Annotated in this window: 20 protein-coding genes (1 of these 20 cut by a window edge); 14 read left to right on the forward strand and 6 right to left on the reverse strand. The window is 64.6% G+C overall.

The window, feature by feature from the left end; all coding sequences use genetic code 11:
• Positions 1 to 33: 33 nt before the first annotated feature.
• The gene (locus tag NUH88_RS13515) at positions 34 to 957 is read right to left on the reverse strand and encodes a metal ABC transporter substrate-binding protein (protein WP_308220062.1); all 924 of its coding nucleotides are present in this window, start codon (positions 955 to 957) and stop codon (positions 34 to 36) included.
• A 162-nt stretch (positions 958 to 1,119) separates the two neighbouring features.
• On the opposite strand from NUH88_RS13515, the gene mntR reads away from it, so the two are divergent.
• Positions 1,120 to 1,623, forward strand: a complete 504-nt coding sequence (gene mntR, locus NUH88_RS13520) for a manganese-binding transcriptional regulator MntR (protein WP_257766938.1) — start codon at positions 1,120 to 1,122, stop codon at positions 1,621 to 1,623.
• An 80-nt stretch (positions 1,624 to 1,703) separates the two neighbouring features.
• The gene (gene hisC / locus NUH88_RS13525; protein ID WP_257766939.1) at positions 1,704 to 2,813 is read left to right on the forward strand and encodes a histidinol-phosphate transaminase; all 1,110 of its coding nucleotides are present in this window, start codon (positions 1,704 to 1,706) and stop codon (positions 2,811 to 2,813) included.
• A gap of 15 nt (positions 2,814 to 2,828) precedes the next feature.
• Here hisC and NUH88_RS13530 read toward each other — a convergent pair whose 3' ends face one another.
• Entirely contained in the window at positions 2,829 to 3,572 is a 744-nt protein-coding gene (locus tag NUH88_RS13530) for a DUF1045 domain-containing protein (RefSeq protein WP_257766940.1), read from the reverse strand.
• A 92-nt stretch (positions 3,573 to 3,664) separates the two neighbouring features.
• Here NUH88_RS13530 and NUH88_RS13535 point away from each other — a divergent pair, with 92 nt between their 5' ends.
• On the forward strand, positions 3,665 to 4,819 hold the full coding sequence (locus NUH88_RS13535) for an alpha-D-ribose 1-methylphosphonate 5-triphosphate diphosphatase (RefSeq protein ID WP_257766941.1): 1,155 nt from the start codon (positions 3,665 to 3,667) through the stop codon (positions 4,817 to 4,819).
• A gap of 108 nt (positions 4,820 to 4,927) precedes the next feature.
• The gene (locus tag NUH88_RS13540) at positions 4,928 to 5,416 is read left to right on the forward strand and encodes a PAS domain-containing protein (protein ID WP_257766942.1); all 489 of its coding nucleotides are present in this window, start codon (positions 4,928 to 4,930) and stop codon (positions 5,414 to 5,416) included.
• A 3-nt stretch (positions 5,417 to 5,419) separates the two neighbouring features.
• Here NUH88_RS13540 and NUH88_RS13545 read toward each other — a convergent pair whose 3' ends face one another.
• The 3 genes from NUH88_RS13545 to NUH88_RS13555 all read right to left on the reverse strand — a co-directional run bounded on the left by NUH88_RS13545 (position 5,420) and on the right by NUH88_RS13555 (position 6,880).
• Entirely contained in the window at positions 5,420 to 5,665 is a 246-nt protein-coding gene (locus NUH88_RS13545) for a DUF2312 domain-containing protein (RefSeq protein ID WP_257766943.1), read from the reverse strand.
• Between the two features lie 80 nt (positions 5,666 to 5,745).
• The gene (locus NUH88_RS13550) at positions 5,746 to 6,069 is read right to left on the reverse strand and encodes a DUF1244 domain-containing protein (protein WP_257766944.1); all 324 of its coding nucleotides are present in this window, start codon (positions 6,067 to 6,069) and stop codon (positions 5,746 to 5,748) included.
• Positions 6,070 to 6,109: 40 nt separating this feature from the next.
• Complete coding sequence (locus tag NUH88_RS13555) at positions 6,110 to 6,880, reverse strand: N-formylglutamate amidohydrolase (protein ID WP_257766945.1); 771 nt, start codon at positions 6,878 to 6,880, stop codon at positions 6,110 to 6,112.
• A gap of 132 nt (positions 6,881 to 7,012) precedes the next feature.
• Here NUH88_RS13555 and NUH88_RS13560 point away from each other — a divergent pair, with 132 nt between their 5' ends.
• From NUH88_RS13560 to pyrF, 3 genes are all read left to right on the forward strand, one after another.
• Positions 7,013 to 8,314 carry a glycerate kinase type-2 family protein gene (locus tag NUH88_RS13560; protein WP_257766946.1) on the forward strand — a complete coding sequence of 434 codons (1,302 nt, stop codon included), beginning with the start codon at positions 7,013 to 7,015 and terminating at the stop codon, positions 8,312 to 8,314.
• 60 nt (positions 8,315 to 8,374) lie between these two features.
• A complete protein-coding gene (pyk, locus tag NUH88_RS13565; RefSeq protein ID WP_257766947.1) occupies positions 8,375 to 9,790 on the forward strand; it encodes a pyruvate kinase in 1,416 nt (471 codons plus the stop codon).
• A 63-nt stretch (positions 9,791 to 9,853) separates the two neighbouring features.
• The gene (gene pyrF, locus NUH88_RS13570; protein ID WP_257766948.1) at positions 9,854 to 10,762 is read left to right on the forward strand and encodes an orotidine-5'-phosphate decarboxylase; all 909 of its coding nucleotides are present in this window, start codon (positions 9,854 to 9,856) and stop codon (positions 10,760 to 10,762) included.
• Here the strand turns inward: pyrF and NUH88_RS13575 are convergent.
• Positions 10,759 to 11,493, reverse strand: a complete 735-nt coding sequence (locus NUH88_RS13575) for an SDR family NAD(P)-dependent oxidoreductase (RefSeq protein ID WP_257766949.1) — start codon at positions 11,491 to 11,493, stop codon at positions 10,759 to 10,761. The two genes, pyrF and NUH88_RS13575, sit on opposite strands and share 4 nt — an antisense overlap.
• Positions 11,494 to 11,602: 109 nt before the next feature.
• Here NUH88_RS13575 and NUH88_RS13580 point away from each other — a divergent pair, with 109 nt between their 5' ends.
• The 7 genes from NUH88_RS13580 to NUH88_RS13610 form a co-directional block, all read left to right on the forward strand.
• On the forward strand, positions 11,603 to 13,318 hold the full coding sequence (locus NUH88_RS13580; protein ID WP_257766950.1) for an FAD-dependent oxidoreductase: 1,716 nt from the start codon (positions 11,603 to 11,605) through the stop codon (positions 13,316 to 13,318).
• A gap of 180 nt (positions 13,319 to 13,498) precedes the next feature.
• Positions 13,499 to 15,523 (forward strand): elongation factor G, encoded by a 2,025-nt coding sequence (locus tag NUH88_RS13585; protein WP_257766951.1) that lies wholly within the window; start codon positions 13,499 to 13,501, stop codon positions 15,521 to 15,523.
• Positions 15,524 to 15,618: 95 nt separating this feature from the next.
• Positions 15,619 to 17,256, forward strand: a complete 1,638-nt coding sequence (locus NUH88_RS13590; RefSeq protein WP_257766952.1) for an acyl-CoA synthetase — start codon at positions 15,619 to 15,621, stop codon at positions 17,254 to 17,256.
• Positions 17,253 to 17,792, forward strand: coding sequence for a GNAT family N-acetyltransferase (locus NUH88_RS13595; RefSeq protein ID WP_257766953.1), 540 nt, complete (start codon positions 17,253 to 17,255; stop codon positions 17,790 to 17,792). Before NUH88_RS13590 ends, NUH88_RS13595 begins: the two co-directional genes overlap by 4 nt.
• Positions 17,789 to 18,727 carry an ornithine cyclodeaminase family protein gene (locus NUH88_RS13600; RefSeq protein ID WP_257766954.1) on the forward strand — a complete coding sequence of 313 codons (939 nt, stop codon included), beginning with the start codon at positions 17,789 to 17,791 and terminating at the stop codon, positions 18,725 to 18,727. Before NUH88_RS13595 ends, NUH88_RS13600 begins: the two co-directional genes overlap by 4 nt.
• A gap of 85 nt (positions 18,728 to 18,812) precedes the next feature.
• On the forward strand, positions 18,813 to 19,412 hold the full coding sequence (locus tag NUH88_RS13605) for a 2-hydroxychromene-2-carboxylate isomerase (protein WP_257766955.1): 600 nt from the start codon (positions 18,813 to 18,815) through the stop codon (positions 19,410 to 19,412).
• Between the two features lie 84 nt (positions 19,413 to 19,496).
• Positions 19,497 to 20,116, forward strand: the 5' portion of a protein-coding gene (locus NUH88_RS13610; protein WP_257766956.1) for an Ldh family oxidoreductase. Its footprint extends 397 nt past the window's final position; the window shows 620 of its 1,017 coding nt (coding positions 1-620); it begins with the start codon at positions 19,497 to 19,499; its stop codon lies off the right edge, out of view.

Here is a 20,116-nt window from a genome sequence, read left to right on the forward strand (position 1 = left end):
GCGTGTCGTTTTTGCGGGAGAGCATGCCTTGCCTCAATTCGTCGCGCCGGCGAGGCCGTCTGCGACGGTGCGGGAGGTGACGGTCAGAAGATCGAGATAGGTCGGGACCGGACCGTCCGACGTGCTCAGCGAGTCGACGTAGAGCACGCCGCCATACCGCGCCCCGGTCTCCCGCGCGACTTGCTTGGCGGGAGCCGTGTTCACCGTGCTTTCGCAGAACACAACCGGGATGTTGTGCGCTCGGACGCCGTCGATCACTTTGCGCACCTGCTGCGGGGTGCCGACCTGATCGGCATTCATCGGCCAGAGATAAAGTTCCTTCAGACCGAAATCGCGGGCGAGATAGCTGAAGGCGCCCTCGCAGGTGACGAGCCAGCGCGAGGGTTCCGGGATCTCGGCGATCCGGCGCCTGAGCGGCTCGATCGTGGCGCGGAGGGCATCCTTGTACTTCCGGGCGTTCTCCGCATACAGCGCGGCATTCGCCGGATCGCGCCCGGAAAAGGCGGCCACGATGTTGTCGATATAGATCAGCGCATTGTCGAGACCCATCCAGGCATGCGGATTGGGTTTGCCTTTGTAGGAGCCGTTTGCGATCGAGATCGGATCGATACCGTCGGACAGGGTCGCAGACGGAATGTCGCCGAGGTGGGAGAGAAACTGTTCGAACCAGAGTTCGAGATTGAGCCCGTTCCAGAGCACGAGATCGGCGTCGCTGGCGCGCACGATATCCTGCGGCGTCGGCTGATAGCCGTGGATTTCCGCCCCGGGTTTCGTGACCGAGACCACCTCGGCCGCGTCTCCCGCGACATTCGCAGCCATGTCCGCGAGCACGGTGAAGGTCGTTACCACCTTCATTTTCTCGCCCGCCCGGGTGCTGTCACTTGCCGCAAGCCAGACCGAGAGAATGGCTGCTAGCGCGACCGCGAGGGTCATCCGGCGTGCGGCTTTGATGATCATATTGGTCTCCATGAACTGCCGGGCAGCAATTGGGCAGCCCTGCGTGCGGACCGTGCTAGGATGCGGGCACCAGTCAGATATGGATTAATTTGTTAGGTCGTCAATAGAATATTAGCACATGCTAATTTATATTCCGGCAGGAAACCGGGCGAGAGGACGGACGTGACGCGCGCGCGCAGCAGCAAGAAAACGGAAGACAAGGATATGCCGGTTATCGATCTCGGCGATTCCAACAAACGCGCCGCCCTGTTCGAGCGGATCCGGCGCGACCATAGCGTCGAGATCGCGGAGGATTATGTCGAGCTCATCGCCGATCTGATCGAGACCAATGGCGAGGCGCGGTTGGTCGATCTGGCGGATCATCTTGGCGTCAGCCGTCCGACGGTGAACAACACGATCCAGCGGTTGCAGAAGGAAGGGCTCGTCGAGAGCAAGCCTTACCGGGCGATTTTCCTGACCGATAAGGGCCGCGCCGTTGCCGAGCATGCCCGCCAGCGCCATCATCTTGTGCTCGAGTTCCTGCACCTGATCGGCGTGCCCGCCAATATCGCGGAAGCCGATGCCGAAGGGCTCGAACATCATCTCTCGGAACAGACCCTGGAGTGCCTCGGGCGGGCGACGGAGCTCCTGAAGAAAGTTGCCGCAAAGGACGGCGGTCATTCCTGAAATGCGCCTGTACGGCCTTAAGGATTGACCCTAGGATCACGCGTTTCCTGCGCAGTCAGTTTTCTTCTGGAACCCGTCCGATGGCCGAATTTTCCGACGAGCCCACCATCCCGAAACCCGCTCTGAGGGCGCTCCCCGACCCGGGCCGTCCGCCGATCGAGGCGGATGTCGCAAAAGGCGGCACGGTGCGGCGGATGAACCTCAATGAATCGCCGATCCAGCCGTCTCCGAAAGCGATCGCCGCGATGCAGGACGCCTGCGCGAGGGTGAACCGATATCCGGACCCGCAATGGCGCGCGCTGACTGGCGCGATCTCCGACGCAACCGGCATTCCGCAGCACCGCATCGTCATGGGCAATGGCAGCGACGAGGCGATCGTCTCGGCCGGCCGCCTCGCGGTCTCGCCGGGAGATGAGGTGGTTGTCCCGATGCCGTCCTTTCCGAGCTACAACAACGCGGCGGCGCTGAACGGCGGCACGCTGGTGCCGGTTCCGCTGAAAGCCGACGGCAGCAACGACGTGGATGCTTTGGTCGCGGCCTGCACGTCTCGGACCCGCTTGGTCTTCGCCGCTTCGCCGAACAACCCGACCGGCAACATCCTGACTTCGGAAGAGGTCGCGCGACTGGCCGTGGGTGTGCCTGACACGGCATTGCTGGTGCTGGACGAGGCCTATTACGAGTTCGGCATCCATGCCGGCGGAGAGGATCATCTGCGGGTGATGGAAAGCCGCAACGGGCCATGGGCGGTGTTCCGGACCTTCTCCAAGGCTTACGGTCTCGCGGGTATCCGCGTCGGCTATATTCTCGCCGGCTCCGACGAGATCGCGAACGCCTTCCAGAAGGTGCGCAGCGTCTTCAACGTGAACGCGGTGGCGCAGGCGGGCGCGCTTGCCGCCTGGCACGATACGGCGCATCGCGACATGCTGCTGGAGAAAACCCGGATCGAACGGGAGCGGCTGGTCGCCGGCCTGAGGGAACTCGGCGCGGAGCCCTTTCCGACGGTTGCCAATTTCGTCACCGCGAAGATGGATCGTCCTGCGGCCGGGATCGTTTCGGCATTGCTGGAGCGCGGCGTGATGATCGGCCGCCTGATGCATCCGGGCTACGGGAACTACATCCGCGTCACGGTCGGCAGCCCGGACGATACGGACGCCTTTCTCGCGGCTCTGAAAGAGGTTCTGGCGGGCTAGGCCCGCCGGCGGCGTTCAGCCGCCGAACGGGAAATGCTCAAGGCGCAGGAACGGTGCCTTGCGGTTCTCCTGGCAAAAGACCGAGATGGCATCGATGCTGACCGGCGCCGCGATGGCATCGGCGCCATGTTTCTGCACTTCGCGCATCAGCGCCGCGCGCTCTGCATCGTCCTTGATCCGTTTCGACAAGGTCATGTGGAAGCGGAACTCGTTCATCACATAGGGATAGCCCCAGCGCTGCAGCATCAGCTCCTGCTGGCTCGAGAGGCCGGCGGCGCGGCGCTTCTCAAGTTCCGCTTCGCCCGGCAGCGCGCGGAACGGATCGAATTGGCGCACACAATCGGCGGCAAGCTCGCGCATCGCGGCCTTGCTCTCCTTCTGCATAAACGCGATGAAACCGGAGAGATCGCGCGGAACGAGGGCAACCTCGAAGGCTTCGCGGGTGGAGGAGAAATGCACGGCTTCGTCCAGCAGCTCCTCCACGCTCGTGCCCGCCTTCAGATGGAACGGCGGTTTCAGGGTTGCATGAAAGCCGTATCCGCATGCCGTCGCTGTCAGGTCCTTCTGGGCGGCAACGTCGAACCCATCCAGATTTGGTTGCGTCAGATCCTCGCCGCTGATCGTGTCGCGGCCGAGCCAGGCCGAGCCGAAACGGTGCAGCTCCGTGTCCGCATCCGGTGCGAAATAAATCGCGTAGCGCGGACTCTCTGGGTCCGCGCTCGGCGCGGGTGCGGGGAAACTCGGCAAACTGCTGGTCATCGTCCGGAGGCTCCGAAAGGTTCATCTTACTGTCAGGCCGACCGTGTATAGTCGCGCCCTTATGACATGTGTAATCGCGTCGGAGAAGAGCGTTGGGTGCGTTGGTTCAGGGGGGACGCGTGCTGGTCCCCGGAGAGGGTCTCGTCGAGACGAGCGTGAGACTCGAAGGAGACCGGATTGCAGCGGTCGGGGTCGATGCGGGGCCGAATGACCGGATCGTAGATGCGGCGGGGTTGCTGGTGCTGCCGGGCATCGTGGACCTTCACGGCGACGCGTTCGAGCGCCAGCTCATGCCGCGTCCGGGAGTACATTTCCCGACCGAGGTCGCTTTCGCCGATACCGACCGCCAGCTGATTTCCAACGGGATCACCACGGCCTATCACGCCGTCACCTATTCCTGGGAACCGGGCCTGCGGGGGCGGGACACGGTGGTCGAGGTGATCGACGGATTGGAAGAGGCGCGCGGGCGTCTGCGTGCCGATTCGCGCTTTCATCTGCGTTTCGAGCTCTTCAATCTCGATGTCGCCGACGAAGTCGCGGACTGGATGCAGCGCGGCCGCGTCGACCTGCTTGCCTTCAACGAGCATATGGCGCCGATCCTGCGCAAGGCGGACCGGGGCGAGCCGCTCGGCACCTATACTGGGCGCACCGGTCTTTCCGAGACGGACTTCCTCGCTCTGGTGCGCGGGCTGGAGGCCCGGACGGAGGAAGTGCAGCCGACCGTGAGCCGGCTTGCCGAAATCGCTTTGGCGAACAATATCCCGATGGCCTCGCATGACGACCGGAGCCGCGACGAGCGCCGGCATTACAACGCGCTCGGCTGCGGAATCGCCGAGTTTCCACTCACGCTTGACGCAGCAGACGAGAGCAAGAAGCTCGGTAACACAGCGATTTTCGGTGCGCCGAACGTGCTGCGCGGCGGCAGTCATATGAAGGACGGCGGCATTCGGGCCGCGGACGAGGTGCGGGCCGGCCGCTGCACGGCCCTGGTCTCGGACTATTACTATCCGTCCCTGCCGCAGGCGCCTTTTGTTCTCGCTGCGGCGGGAGATGCGGATCTACCGAACGCCTGGGACCTCGTTTCTAAAAATCCGGCACGTGCTGCGGGTTTGACAGACCGGGGCGAGATCGCCGCGGGTCAGCGGGCGGACCTTCTCTTTGTCGCCCCGCCTGAAAGTGGCGGACGAGCGGAAGTTCGCGCGACTTTTACCGGCGGCCGTCCGGTTCTCGTTTCGGACTGGATCTGAGTAAAAATAAACCCTAGGGTGTTTGTGGCTTAACAGTGCTTGGCGGGATGGCCGGGCATCGTTAGTCTGCATATATGCATACGTCCTATGGTTCATAGCGAGAGCAGAGTGACAGTGCCTTTATCGGATAACTGCAGGTGGAATGCCGTTATCGGGGCCGATACGGCCCTTACCAACAAGCAGGCGGGTCGCATCCTCGCCTATTGGAACGATTTGAGGGGAGACCGGATGGCGCCGCCGCGCAGCGAGGTGGATCCGCTCGACCTGTTCGATTTCCTGCCGCATCTCGCCATGATCAAGACAGCCGACCGAGGGGGCGATTTTCAGTTCAGCCTGATTGGAACCGGCCTCTCCAAGATCTACGGGTTGGTGACGCGTCAAATGGTTTCGCAAGTCGATTGCTGGGAGCCGACGCGTGAGGCGCTGGAAGAAGGGCTGCGGCTTTGCGCAGCGGCCAAGGCCCCGGTCCATGGAGAGTGGGGCCGGATGAAAACGCTGAAAAATGTCGACGTCGATATCGAGGTGGTTCTTCTGCCGATCTCGGAAGACGGCGCCGAGGTGAGCCGCATCCTCGGCTTTCACATCATGGAAATCTGACCCCTACTCGATGCCGAGCGCGAGCTTGTAGAGCTCGAGCAGATGTTCCTGCTCCTGCAGGTCGTCCTTGTCCAGTTTGCGGAGCTTGAGGACCTGACGCATGGTCTTCACGTCGAAGCCGTTGCCTTTGGCTTCGGCAAACACGTCCTTGATGTCCGCGGCAAGCGCGGCTTTCTCTTCTTCGAGCCGCTCGATCCGCTCGATATAGGAGCGCAGCTGTTCCGCAGCGATACCGCCGACATCGGTCATGGAAGATCCCCGTACCTGGAAGGAAAAAACGAGCGGACAATAGTCAGACCGTTCGTTCCCAGCAAGTGCCGCATGGCAGCTCAGTGCGTTTGTTTCGCCATCTCGGCGTCGAAGGCCTTCTTCTGCTCGGCGCTGGCCTCTTTCTGGTACTTCGCCTTCCAGTCGCCGTACGGCTCGCCATAGACGATCTCGCGGGCGCCGTCATAGTCGAGCTCCAGGTCCCGCGACTCGGCTTCCGCCAGATACCATTTCGAGAGGCAGTTGCGGCAGAACCCGGCGAGATTCATCAGGTCGATATTCTGCACGTCCTTACGTTCGTCGAGATGTGCGAGCAGGCGCCGGAAGGCTGCCGCTTCGAGTTCTGTGCGGGTCTGCTGGTCGAATTTGTCTGCCGGGTTGCTCATAGCCGTCTCTCCCTCGCGTCGGACGCGTTCGTTCTCTTTTTCAAAGAGTAATGGACGAAATCACGATTTCCAGAGCGTTCCCGAAAATCTCCGCCCATTTTTGGGCTCCGGCTTCGTCGCCGATCAGGTCCTGCCGGAACTCGACCGCGACATGTGGCAGTCCGCGCGCTTCCGGATGGGCAAAGAGTGAAAAGCCGGCTTCGCGCCCGGAATAGGGCTCGTTGTCGCCGACGGATAGCGAGAGGTCCTCGCGCAAGGCGTCGATCAGCGGGCGGGCCAGCCGCTCGTCCTGGTTCCAGAGGATACCGATCTCCCAGGGACGCCATGTCCCGCCGTCTCGAAGCTGAGGTGTGAAGCTGTGCAGCGCGATCACGACCGGCAGGCGGCTGCCGGCCTCCATCGCCTCAATCCGGCGCCGCACCGCCGCATGATAGGGCTCGAAGATCTCCAGCCGGCGCAATTCCCGTTGCGCGTCCTTCAGTGCCCAGTTGCCGGGGACCTCAGTCCCGTCCGCGACTTCCGGCATCGAGCCGGGCGCGCCTGGCACCCGGTTGCAGTCGATGACGAGCCGGGAGAAGCCGGAATGCACCATCGGTGCGTCGAACCGGTCCGAGAGATAGTTGCCCGCCCATTCGATGCCGATGTCGTAACCGATATGACGGCCGAGCTCCTCCTCCGGCAAGCCGAGGTTCGCCAGCGATGCGGGCACGCTATTGCGGTGATGATCCGAGATGAAGAGCAGGCGCGAGGCGCCGTCCGGATTGCGCTCACCGAAAGGTGCGGGGTCCTGTTCGGTCAGGATCGGGGTCATGGCGGTCCAATGTATCGAAGCGTTCGAGTGAGCGATCTATCGTGTTTTCAGCGGAGCTGGCAAGGGGTGCCAGCGTGCTTGTCCGGGGCAGGTTCTGCGACTAGACTCGCGCCTCTTTTCCGGGGGAGAGGAATGAATTCGGACGCGGACCTGTTGAAATCGCTCTTCGACGCAGCCGTTGCGGCCGCCGATCCGGCGCTTTGCCTGCCACCCTTTCTCGACCGAGTATTCGAAGAGCCGGTCGCGGGACGGATCGTCGTGCTCGGAGCTGGCAAGGCGAGCGGCGCGATGGCGAAGGCGGTCGAAGATTACATGCTTGCCCGGCAGCCGGAGCGGGTTTTCTCCGGTCTCGTAGTTACCCGCTACGAGCATGCCGTGCCGTGCCGCCATATCAAAATTGTCGAAGCGGCCCATCCGGTGCCGGACGAGAACGGGCGTGAGGCTGCGCGCCGTATCCTTGAAATAGCCGAGGGGCTTGGCCCTGACGATCTAGCGCTCTGTCTGATTTCGGGCGGCGGTTCGGCTCTGCTGACAGCTCCGGCGGAGGGGATAAGTTTCGAGGAAAAACAGGCGCTCAACGGCGCGTTGCTGAAATCCGGTGCGACGATCCACGAGATGAATTGCGTGCGTAAACATCTGTCCGCCGTCAAGGGCGGCCGGCTGGCGGAAGCGGCCGCGCCTGCGCGGCTCATCACGCTCGCGATCTCCGACGTGCCCGGGGACGATCTCGACGTCATCGCCTCCGGACCGACCGTGCCGGACTCGAGCACCCTCGCCGATGCACGCGGGATCGTAGAGAAATACGACCTCGCCCTGCCGGATCACGTCCGCGCGCTTTTCGGTGACGCGGGCAACGAAACGCCGAAACCGGGCGATCCGGCCTTCGCGCGCAGCGAGACCCATCTCGTTGCGGCGCCCCAACGCTCTCTTGAGGCGGCGGCGGAAGCGGCGGCGGCCGCCGGGGTCATGCCGGTGATTCTCGGAGACGCGATCGAGGGGGAGAGCCAGGAAGTGGCGAAGATGCACGGTGCGATTGCGGCGCAGGTCGCGCGTCACGGCCAGCCTCTCGCCGCGCCGGCGGTGCTTCTTTCCGGCGGAGAGACGACGGTCACCGTGCGCGGAACGGGACGTGGCGGGCGTAATGCGGAATTCCTGCTTTCCTTGCTCGTGACCTTGCAGGAGCGGATGCCGGATTGCCGGGAGCGCATATCGGCGATCGCCTGCGATACTGACGGGATCGACGGCACTGAGGACAATGCGGGTTGTCTTTTGACAGGCGAGATCTTCGGGCGTCTCGTGGACGGGCTCGACGATCCCAGGCCCTATCTTGCGGACAATGACGGCTACGGTTTCTTCGACAAGGCCGGAGGATTGGTCAAGACCGGTCCGACGTTGACCAATGTGAACGACTTCAGAGCCATATTGATCCGTTAATCTGCAGATGACCCGCAATGACGGTTTGAATTGTCATCTGCCTCGCGTTTAACTGGCGTCATGAGAAGATATAGAAACACGAAAATTGTCGCGACCCTCGGACCGGCGAGTTCAACGGGGAAACGGATCGAGGAGTTGTTCACGGCGGGAGTCGACGTTTTCCGCCTGAATTTCAGCCACGGTTCCCATCGCGATCACGCAGATCGGCTGAAGATCATCCGCGACCTGGAACGGAAGACCGGTCGCCCGATCGCCGTCATGGCGGATCTGCAGGGCCCGAAGCTCCGGATCGGCACCTTCGCGGACGGCAAGATCGAGCTCAATGCCGGAGCGAAGTTCCGTCTCGATCTTGACCGCGACCCCGGCGACCAGAAGCGGGTCTGCCTGCCGCATACCGAGATCTTCGAGGCGATCGGCAAGGGCACCGAGCTGCTGCTGGACGACGGCAAGATCCGCCTGCTGGTGACGAAATGCGGCGAGGGCTTCGCCGAGACGAAAGTTATCACCGGCGGACCGCTCTCGAACAACAAGGGCGTCAATGTGCCGAACGTGATGCTCGGGCTTTCCGCTCTCAGCAAGAAAGACAGGACGGATCTCTCCTTCGCCCTAAGCCAGGGGGTTGACTGGGTCGCGCTTTCCTTCGTGCAGCGTCCGGAAGACGTCGCCGAGGCGCGCAAGCTGATCGGCGATCAGGCCTCGATCATCGTGAAGCTGGAAAAGCCGGCGGCGATCGACCGGCTGGAAGAGATCTGCGAACTGACAGACGGCGTCATGGTGGCACGCGGCGATCTCGGCGTGGAGATGCCGCCCGAGAAAGTGCCGATGCTGCAGAAGCGGATCATCAAGCTCTGCCGCTCCCTCGGCAAACCGGTGGTAGTGGCGACGCAGATGCTCGATTCCATGGTGACCAGCCCGGCGCCGACCCGTGCCGAGGCCTCGGACGTGGCGACGGCGGTCTACGATTCTGCCGACGCGGTCATGCTGTCGGCGGAATCGGCGGCGGGCGAGTATCCGGTTGAGGCCGTCGAGATGATGAACCGCATCATCCGTGAGGTCGAAGGCGACCGGATCTACCAGCAGATCATCAATGCGAGCCACGACGAGCCGGAACCGACGGTCTCCGATGCGATCACGCTGGCTGCCCGGCAGGTGGCGGAGACGGTGAGCGCGTCCTGCATCGTGACCTACACGACTTCCGGCTCGACCACATTACGTGCCTCGCGCGAACGGCCGGCGGTGCCGATTCTCTGTGTCACCGCGAACGAGCGGACGGCGCGGCGGCTTGCCATGGCATGGGGTGTTCATGCGGTGCATGTCGAGCAGGAGCAGCGCTTCTCCGCCGTGGTGAAGCGCGCCGTCGAGGTGGCCAAGTCGGAGGAGTTCGGGCAGGTGGGCGAAAAGATCGTCATCACCGCCGGCGTGCCGATGGGGACACCCGGCTCCACCAACGTGCTCAGGGTCGAGCGCATTCCCTGAGCCTCGCGCTGGACAGCTTCCCGGCAATCGCTTTATAAGCTGGAAACTTCTCCGGAGATTTCCATGCAGCATTTTGGCGATGCCCTGATCGGACGCGTGCGCGCGCTCGGCAACCCGGTTTGCATCGGTCTCGACCCTTACCTCGACAGGATCCCGCCGCTTTTCCGCGACGGCGACATGTCGCCGGGCAATCCGCTGACCGCACCTGCGGTGGAAGCCTTTCTTAAGGCGGTGCTGGACCGGGCCGACGGCCGGGTCGCGGTGGTGAAGCCGCAGATCGCCTTCTTCGAACGCATGGGATGGCGCGGTCTCCGGGCGCTGGACGAGGTTTCCGCCCATGCCCGCAAGCGAGGCATGCTGGTTCTGCTGGATGCCAAGCGGGGCGACATCGGCAGCACGGCGGATGCCTATGCCGGCGCCTATCTCACAGCCGACGCGCCGATGCCGGCAGACGCGATGACGCTCAACCCGTATCTCGGCCGGGATACCCTACAGCCCTATTTGAACGCCGCGAAAGACACCGGGCGCGGCCTCTTCATTCTGGTCAAGACAAGTAATCCGGGGTCCGGCGACTATCAGGACCTGAAGGTCGGTAACCGCAGCCTCGCGGAGACGGTCGCCGACAGTCTCAAGGCCATGTCCGGCGAGCTTGAGGGCCCGGAGACGGGATGGTCCTCGCTCGGCATCGTGGTCGGTGCGACCTATCCGGGCGAGGCGGAGCGGATCCGCGAGATCCTTCCCAAGACGATTTTCCTGGTGCCAGGTTATGGCGCGCAGGGCGCCACTGCGGCCGACGCGGTGAAAGGCTTCGTCAAGGGGCCGAGCGGCCTCGAGGGCGGGATCGTGAGTTCCTCGCGCGGCGTCCTTTATCCCGCGGGCTCCGACACGGATAGCGCGGCGGCCTGGGAACAGGCGATGGATGCCGCGATCGATATGGCGGTCAGCGAACTCGGCGGGGCGATTTCGGCCTAAACCGCCAGATAGCCGCCATCCACCACCAGCGTCGTGCCGGTGACATAGCTCGACATGCCCGAGGCGAGGAACAGCGCCGGACCGACCAGTTCCTCGGGGTCGCCGAAGCGGCCGAGCGGGATGCGCTTCAGGAACTGCTCGTAGCGTTCCGGGTCCTCGCGGGTCGGCAGCGTGATATCCGTCTTCATCGGACCCGGTGCGATGGCGTTCACCCGTACCCCATCCGGCGCCAGTTCCTGGGCGAGGCTCTGGGTTAGCATCTTCACCGCGGCCTTCGAGGTCGAATAGGCGATCGAGGTCGCGGTCGAGACATAAGCGGCGACCGAGGCCATGTTGATCACGGTGCCTCTGGTCGCACGGAGCTGGTCGACGAAGGCGAGCGTCACGTTAAGCGTGCCGTCGAGATTGACGTCCATCGCCTTGCGCCAGGTCTCCGAGACGTCGGGGCTGTCGATCCGGTTGCGGGGGCAGATGCCGGCATTGTTCACCAGAACGGAGATCGGGCCGTGCTCCTCGACGATCCGCGCCGCGGCCCGGTCCGCTGCCGTACGGTCGGCGACGTCGAGATGAAGAGCGATCCCGGTCCCGATCAGGATCGCGGTATGTTCCGCCGCTGCTGCGTCGAGATCGGCGCAGACCACCTGGGCCCCATTCTCGGCGAACCCTTTCGCCATGGCGGCGCCGAGCCCCTGTCCCGCCCCGGTGACCAGCACCAGCCTGTCTTCGAACATCCCGTTTCCTCCGGATTCATCGATTCTTTCATGACAAATATGGCGATAGACCGTCGGGCGGAAGCCGCTACAGTCAAAAGAAAAAAGAGAACGGATGGAGGAAGCGGCAATGGCGCGAGATGTACGCCCGGCGGAAAGCTATGACGTCCTGGTCGTCGGGTCCGGCGCGGGCGGACTTGCCAGCGCGGTCTCGGCGGCGCACCGGGGACTGTCGGTCCTTGTCGTCGAGAAGGAGCCGGTTTTCGGCGGCACCTCTGCGCGCTCCGGCGGCTGGATGTGGATCCCCTGCAACGCGCCCGCGAAACGCGCCGGGATCGAGGACAGCCGGGAGACGGCGGAGACTTATCTGAAGCACGAGGCAGGCGACTTCTACGATGCGGCCCGCGTGGAGGCTTTTCTCGATGCCGGTCCGAAAGCGGTCGAGTTCTACGAGACCGAGACCAGCCTGCAGTTCGATCTCGGCCCGACCTTCGCCGACTATCACCCGGACGCGCCGGGCGGCATGGATGCGGGCCGCTCCATCGTCGCGCGGCCTTTCGACGGGCGGGAACTCGGTCCGGAGATCAAGCGTCTGCGCAAGCCGCTGAAGGAGATCACCTTCCTCGGCATGATGATCGGCTCCGGCAAGGAGCTGCTGCACTTCTTCAATGTGACGCGCTCGCCGGTCTCGGCCTATTTCGTCGTCCTGCTCTTCTTCAAGCATATGCGGGACCTGCTGTTTCACGGCCGTTCCATGCGGCTGATGAACGGTAACGCGCTGGTCGCGCGCCTCGCGAAGTCGTGCTTCGACAAGGGAGTCGAGATCCGCACGCGTGCGCCGGTCCGCGAGTTATTAAAGGACGATGCCGGACGGGTGATCGGGGCCGAGGTGGAAACGCCGGAAGGCCGGGTGCGCATCGTTGCCCGCAAGGGTGTTGTGCTGGCGGCGGGCGGCTTCCCGCACGACCCGGTGCGGCGCAAGCAGCTCTTCCCCCATGCGCCCTCCGGCCACGAGCATCTGAGCCCGGCACCGCCCGGCAATACCGGGGACGGGCTGCGGCTCGGCGAGGGGATCGGAGCGAGGGTGCAGGAGGATCTGCCGCATGCGGCTGCCTGGGTGCCGATCTCGCGCCCGGTCTGGCCGGACGGCACGCGCGGCACCTTCCCGCATTTCGTCGACCGCTCGAAACCCGGCGTCATTGCTGTGACGCGGTCCGGCCGGCGCTTCGTCAACGAGGCGCACTCCTATCACGATTTCTGCCAGGCGATGTATCAGCGCTGCACGGAAGAGGGCGGGGAGATCTGCGCCTATTTCATCGTCGATCACCGCACACTCCGTAAATATGGCCTTGGTTACGTGAAGCCGTTCCCGGTGCCCTACAAGCAGCACATCAAGAGCGGGTATCTCTTCACCGGCAGGACGCTGGAAGAACTTGCCGGTGCTATCGGCGCCGACCCGGTCCAGCTCCGCAAGACGGTCGAGACCTTCAACGGGCCGGCCGCGCACAGCGAAGACCCTGAGTTCGGCAAGGGCAGCACCTCCTACAACCGCTCCCTCGGCGATCCGGAGCACAAACCCAATCCCTGCGTCGCGCCGATCGGGGACGGTCCCTATTACGCGGTGCGGCTGGAGATTGGCGATCTCGGCACTTTTGCCGGGCTCGCAACCGACGCCAACGCGCAGGTACTGGATGAGGTTGGACAGCCGATCCCCGGCCTCTATGCCGCCGGCAACGATGCGGCCAGCATCATGGGCGGGAACTATCCCGGAGGCGGCATCACGCTCGGGCCCGCCGTAACCTTCGGCTACATCGCCGCGCGGCACATGTCAGGGGGCAACTCCTGATCCCGCGAATCGGCGATTCTCCTTGCCTCCCGCACGGAGTCGTGCGGGAATAACTTTGGCGCGCGCGCTCGCGCCGCTCCCTGGTGCCAGCGCGTAGCGCCGGCTTGAAACCGCCTCACGCAAGAGGAGGACCGGACCGCCCAGACTCGGGCCGGAACCGGCATTCACAGGGAGGATTTCATGACAGGCAAGAATGGAGACACCGCCCGGTGCGCGGTGCTTGTGGGCCCCTATCTGAGCGGCAAGACTTCGTTGTTCGAGGCGCTGCTTCTGGCGACGGGGGCCCTGCACAAGAAAGGCTTCGTCAAGGACGGCAACACCGTTGGCGACAGCGCCGAGGAAGCCCGCAAACGCCAGGCGAGCACTGAGTTGAGTGTCGGGCACGGAACCTATCTCGACGAGAAATGGACTTTCATCGACACGCCGGGAAATCTCGAATTCAGTCAGGACATGCGCAATGCCTGCATGGTCGCGGATATCGCGATTGTCGTGGCTGAGCCCGAGGTCGCCAAGGTTCCGGCGCTGACCCACTACCTCAAGTTTCTCGATGCCCATGACATCCCGCATGTGATCTTCGTCAATAAGATCGAGGAGTCGAACGACCGTGTGCGTGACATCGTGCACGCGCTGCAGGACGTGTCCGATCGTCCGCTGGCGCTCCGCCAGGTGCCGATCCGCGACGGCGAGACAATCACCGGATTCGTCGATCTCGTCAGCGAGCGCGCCTACAAGTACCGGAACGGCAAGCCCTCCGAGCTGATCCAGCTGCCGGATGCGGTCGCCGACCGTGAGCAGGAAGCCCGTAACGAGATGCTGGAGACTCTCTCCGATTTCGATGACGGTTTGCTGGAACAGCTGCTGGAGGACCTGCAGCCGGCGGCGCCCGACGTCTATGCCCAGCTCACCGAGACCCTGCAGCACGATCTCGTCGTTCCGATCCTGCTCGGCGGGGCGGAAAAGGATCACGGCATCCAGCGGCTTCTGAAGACGCTGCGCCACGAGGCGCCTGGCGTTGCCCAGACGGCGGAGCGGCTGGGTATCCCCGTTTCGGGCGATGCTGCGGCGCAGATCTTCAAAACCGTCCACGCTTCACATGTCGGCAAACTCTCCTACGCCCGGGTCTGGAACGGCACGGTTAAGGACGGCGAGGAGCTGAACGGCCAGCGGGTCAGCGGCATCAATCACCTGCTCGGCGCGAAGTTGGACAAGGCCGCCGCGGTTTCGGCGGGCGACGTCGCGGCCTTCGGGCGGATGGACGAGGTGGCGACCGGCGATCTGCTGACGCCCGGCGGGACGGCGGAAGCCGACTGGCCCGAACCGCTCGTGCCGGTCTATGGCCTCGCCATCACACCGACGAGCCGGGGTGACGAGGTGAAGCTCTCCGGCGCACTGACCAAACTTTCCGAGGAAGACCCTTCCTTCCAGGTCGAGCACAGCGCCGGCCTGGGCGAATTGGTTATCAAGGGGCAGGGCGATACCCATCTCAAGGTGATGCTGGAGCGGCTCGAGGGACGCTACAAGCTCGCGGTCGAAAGCCATGCGCCGGGCGTGCCTTACAAGGAGTCGATCCGGAAAGGCGCGGACCAGCATGCCCGGCACAAGAAGCAGACCGGCGGTCACGGCCAGTTCGGCGACGTGAAGATCAAGATCGCACCGCTCGGCCGGGGAGAAGGCTTCGCCTTCAAGAGCAGCATCGTCGGCGGCGCGGTGCCGAAACAGTACATCCCGGCCGTCGAGGAAGGCGTGAAGGATTATATGCGTCGCGGTCCGCTCGGCTTCGAGGTCGTGGACGTGGCGGTCGAGCTCTATGACGGCTCCTTCCATGCCGTCGACAGCTCCGACATGGCCTTCAAGACGGCGGCCCGGATGGCGATGAACGAGGGGCTCTCGAAATGCCAGCCGGTTTTGCTGGAGCCGATCCAGAGGGTGGTGATCTCGGTTCCGAATGATTCGACGGCCCGTGTGCAGCGCATCGTCACCGGACGTCGCGGCCAGATCCTCGGTTTCCAGGCGAAGGAGAACTGGAACGGCTGGGACGAGATCGAGGCCTATCTGCCGGAGAGCGAGACCCGCGACCTGATCATCGAGATCCGTTCCCAGACCGGCGGCATCGGCTTCTATAACGGCGAGTTCGATCATCTGGCCGAACTCACCGGGCGAATCGCCGACCAGGTGGTCGAAAGCAGGACGGCCGTCGCCAGCTGACGATGGAAACCACGCGACGTCCGGCCGGTTTCCTCTGGCCGGACGTCTGATTCCATGGTCTTTTTCGGTGCCTCTGTTCTTGGGACCTTTCGAGCATGCTTCCGACCGGCAGCACCTATGAGGAGATCCGCCGCGCCTTCGAGTGGCGGATTCCGGAGCGCTACAATATCGGCCGCGACATCGCCGACCGGCAGGCGCCGGACGCGCCCGCGCTGATCTACCGGACCGAGGACGGAACGGTCGAACGCTTTACGTTCGGGGATATCGCCCGGGCTTCGAACCGGTTTGCGAATCTTCTGACGGCAAGCGGTCTCGGCCGCGAGGACCGGGTGGCGATCCTGCTGCCCCAGCGTCCCGAAACGGCCATCGCCCATGCCGCGATCTACAAGGCGGGGATGATCGCGATCCCGCTCTTCACGCTCTTTGCCGAGGAAGCGCTGGTCTATCGGTTGCAGAATTCCGGCGCGTCGGCGGTCGTGACCGACGAGGGCGGGCTCGCGAAGATCCGGGCGTTCCGGGATCGTCTACCCGAGCTGCGCCATGTCTTCGTGACCGACATGGAGGCGGACGGAGACGGTTTCGTCGCGCTCGGTCCCGCGCTGGAGCGGGCCTCGGACAGGTTCGAGATCGTCGATACAATGGCGGACGATCCGGCGCTCATCATCTACACCTCCGGCACCACCGGGCCGCCGAAGGGGGCGCTGCACGCGCACCGGGTGCTGCTTGGCCATTTGCCGGGGGTCGAGCTCCCCAACAATTTCTTCCCGCAGAAGGGCGATCTTTTCTGGACCCCGGCCGACTGGGCTTGGATCGGCGGCCTGATCGATGTGCTGCTGCCGAGCTGGCATCACGGCATTCCGGTCCTGGCCTACCGGGCGCGCAAGTTCGATCCGGAGGAAGCCTTCCGGCTGATGCAGGAGCATGAGGTCCGGAACGTCTTCCTGCCGCCGACCGCCCTCAAGCTGATGCGGCAGGTCGAGGCCCCTCGGGAGCGGTTCCGGTATCAGTTGCGCTCCCTCGCCTCCGGCGGCGAGACCCTCGGCACCGAACTGCTCGACTGGGGGCGCGAGACCTTCGGCCTGACCATCAACGAATTCTACGGTCAGACCGAGTGCAATCTCGTCGTCGGAAACTGCGCCGACGTCATGGAAGTGCGGCCGGGCTCCATGGGCCGCGCGATTCCGGGCCACGAGGTCGCGGTGGTGGACGATGACGGCAACCCGCTGCCGGACGGCACCCAGGGCAATATCGCGGTCCGGAAAGGCGATCCTGTGATGTTCCTGCGCTACTGGAACAATCAGGAGGCAACGGAGAAGAAATTCGCCGGCGACTGGCTGCTGACCGGCGACCAGGGTATCCGGGATGTCGATGGTTATTTCTGGTATGTCGGGCGCGACGACGACGTCATCACATCGGCCGGTTACCGTATCGGTCCGGGCGAGATCGAGGATTGCCTCGTCGGACATCCGGCCGTCGCCATGGCCGCGGTGATCGGTGTGCCGGATCCGCTCCGCACCCAGGCGGTGAAGGCCTATATCGTGCTGAAGGATGGTGTCGACGGCACCGACGCTCTCGCCACCGAGATCCAGGAACATGTGAAGTCGCGTCTGGCGGCGCACGAATATCCGCGTCATGTCGCTTTCGTCGCCGAATTGCCGTTGACCACCACTGGCAAGATCGTTCGCAAGGACCTCCGCGCCCTGCATGCCGCCGAGGCCGGAGAACCGGAATGATCGAGAGCAGCCGGTTGATCCTCCGGCGCTGGAAACCGGAGGACCGGGAACCGTTTGCCGCGCTCAATGCCTCTCCTGTCGTCACGGAGTTCCTCCCGAAGCCGCTGACGCGCACCGAGTCGGACGAATTGCTGGACCGGATCGAGGCGCATTTCGAGGCGCGGGGATTCGGGCTCTTTGCGGTCGAGCGAAAGGATAGCGGGGCCTGCATCGGCTGGACCGGATTGTCCGTGCCGAGGTTCGAGGCTCCCTTCATGCCGGCCGTCGAGATCGGCTGGCGCCTTGCCGAAGAACATTGGGGATACGGTTTTGCGACCGAAGCCGCGCGCCGGGCGCTCGATTTCGGGTTCACCGATCTCGATCTCAAGGAGATCGTCTCCTTCACGGTGCCGGCCAACCGGCGATCGCGGTCGGTGATGGAGCGGCTCGGCATGACCCGCGATCCGGCGGACGACTTCGATCATCCGCTTCTCGAACCCGGCCATCCTCTCAGCCGGCATGTGCTCTACCGGTTGAGGCGGGAGGCGTCCCGATGAGCCTTCCTTACGTCGGACCGGAAGACGTTGCGGGGCGCCTGACATGGAGTGCCGTGGTCGATGCATTGGAAGCGGGGCACCGCCTGCCGCGTGCGCGGATCGGCGACACCTTGCTGGAACGGGGCGGGGACGCATTGCTCTCCCGCTCGGCCTGGATCGACGGGCTCGGTCTCGGGGTGAAGTCGGCGACCGTGATGCCCGGCAACGCGGCGGCGGGACTGCCGACCGTGCAGGCCGCCATGCTGGTCTTCTCCGATGCGACGGCGACGCCGGAGGCGGTACTCGACGGCACCATGGTCACGGACTGGAAAACGGCGGCCGACTCCCTGCTCGGTGCGCGGCTGCTGGCGCGGCCGGAGAGCCGCCGGCTGGTCGTTATCGGTGCCGGCCGCGTGGCGGAGACCCTGGCGCGCGGCTATGCGGAGCTGTTCCCGGCGCTGGAGGAGATCGCGATCTGCAACCGTTCGCCCGCACGGGCCCAGACATTGGTCGCGGCGCTCGCTGCGGACGGACTGCCTGCGCGTCATGAAACGGATATGGCCGCGGCGGTCGCCGCTGCCGACATCGTCTCGACGGCAACCATGTCCCGCGCGCCGGTCCTGCCCGGGGCCTGGGTCGGGCCCGGTGCCCATGTCGATCTCGTCGGCGGGTTCACGCCGGAGATGCGCGAGGCCGACGACGATCTGGTCCGCAGGGCGCGTCTTTTCGTTGATTGCCGGGAGACCGCGCTGGATCATGTCGGCGACGTCCTCCTTCCGCGCCTGTCCGGAATCGTCGCCGCGGATGCGGAGATAGCGGATCTCTACGATCTGGTCGCCGGCGGCGCGGCACGGCGGGATCCGGCCGAGATTACGCTGTTCAAGAACGCGGGCGGCGCTCATCTCGACCTGATGACCGCGCGGGCCATTCTCGCCTTGCGGAAATCCGGACCTTGATCCCGGCCCGAATCTGTACCTTGATTTGACACCGCATCCGGTCCCGCCGGCAAAGCGGCGCATGTTGCAGGGGAGGGCCTGAGCCATGACCGTGACCGTCGACTATTTCATGACCACCTCCAGTCCATGGAGTTATCTGGGTGCGCGCCGCTTCATGGAAATAACCCGCAAGGTCGGCGCCGAGGTGAATGTCTATGCCGTCGATTTCGGCGCCGTCTTCGCCCAGTCGGGCGGCCTGCCGCTGCCGAAGCGGGCGCCGCAGCGCCGCGCCTACCGCCTGGTCGAACTCGCCCGCTGGAAGAAGCGCCTCGGCCTGCCGCTCGTCATCGAGCCGGAGAACTTCCCGGCCAAGACCCCGCTTTCGGCCCACCTCGTAACCGCGACTCGTATCGCCGGCGGCGATGCGCTCCGACTCTCGACTTTGATCCTGGAAGCGCTCTGGGAACAGGACCGCTCGATCGACGATCCGGAGGTGCTGGCCGATTGCTGCCGCAAGGCCGGGCTGGACGCGGCGTCCCTGCTGAAGGCCGCCGAGAGCGAGGAGACCAGGGCAGCCTTCGCGGAGGACACCGAGCATGCCAAGCATAGCGGTGTGTTCGGCGCCCCCTCCTATATCATCGACGAGGAGCTGTTCTGGGGGCAGGACAGGCTCGACTTCGTCGCCGAGAAACTCGGCGCGGTCTGACCGCACGGGTTCGGCCAGACAGCTTTCCGCATTTTCCGCGTTGCGGTTCCGTGGTTAGCTTCCCTTCGGAACAAGGGGAGCCCCATGAAGACTGTCTCGATGAGCCTCGACGAGGCGCATGCGCTTGCCACGGAATGCCTGACGCGCCACGGCGCCGATGAGGAGAATGCCCGCGCGGTGGCCGACATCGTCACCGCGGCGGAGCGCGATCTCTGTCACTCGCACGGGCTGTTCCGGATTCCCGGTTATGTCGCCTCCCTGAAGAGCGGCAAGGCGAACGGCAGGGCGGTGCCGGCGATCACGGAACTGGCGCCGGGCGTGGTCCGGGTCGATGGCGGCGGCGGGTTCGCGCCGCTTGCGCTGGAGGCCGGCGGGGCGCCGCTGATCGAGCGGGCGCGGCAGAACGGGATCGCCGCCCTGGCGCTCAACAATATCTATCACTTCGCCGCGCTCTGGCCGGAGACCGAGGCCCTGGCCGAGGAGGGGCTGGCGGCTTTCGCTTTCACCGCCGCCTTTCCCTATGTCGTCGCACCGGGGGGGCGAACGCCGATCTTCGGTACCAACCCGATGGCCTTCGCCTGGCCGCGTCCCGGCGGGCATCCGATGGTGTTCGACCAGGCCTCCTCGACCATGGCACGGGGCGAGATCATGCTCGCCGCCCGCGACGGCCATTCGGTGCCGCTCGGTGCCGGGATCGACCGGGA

The sequence above is a fragment of the Nisaea acidiphila genome, assembly GCF_024662015.1.
GTDB lineage: Bacteria > Pseudomonadota > Alphaproteobacteria > Thalassobaculales > Thalassobaculaceae > Nisaea > Nisaea acidiphila.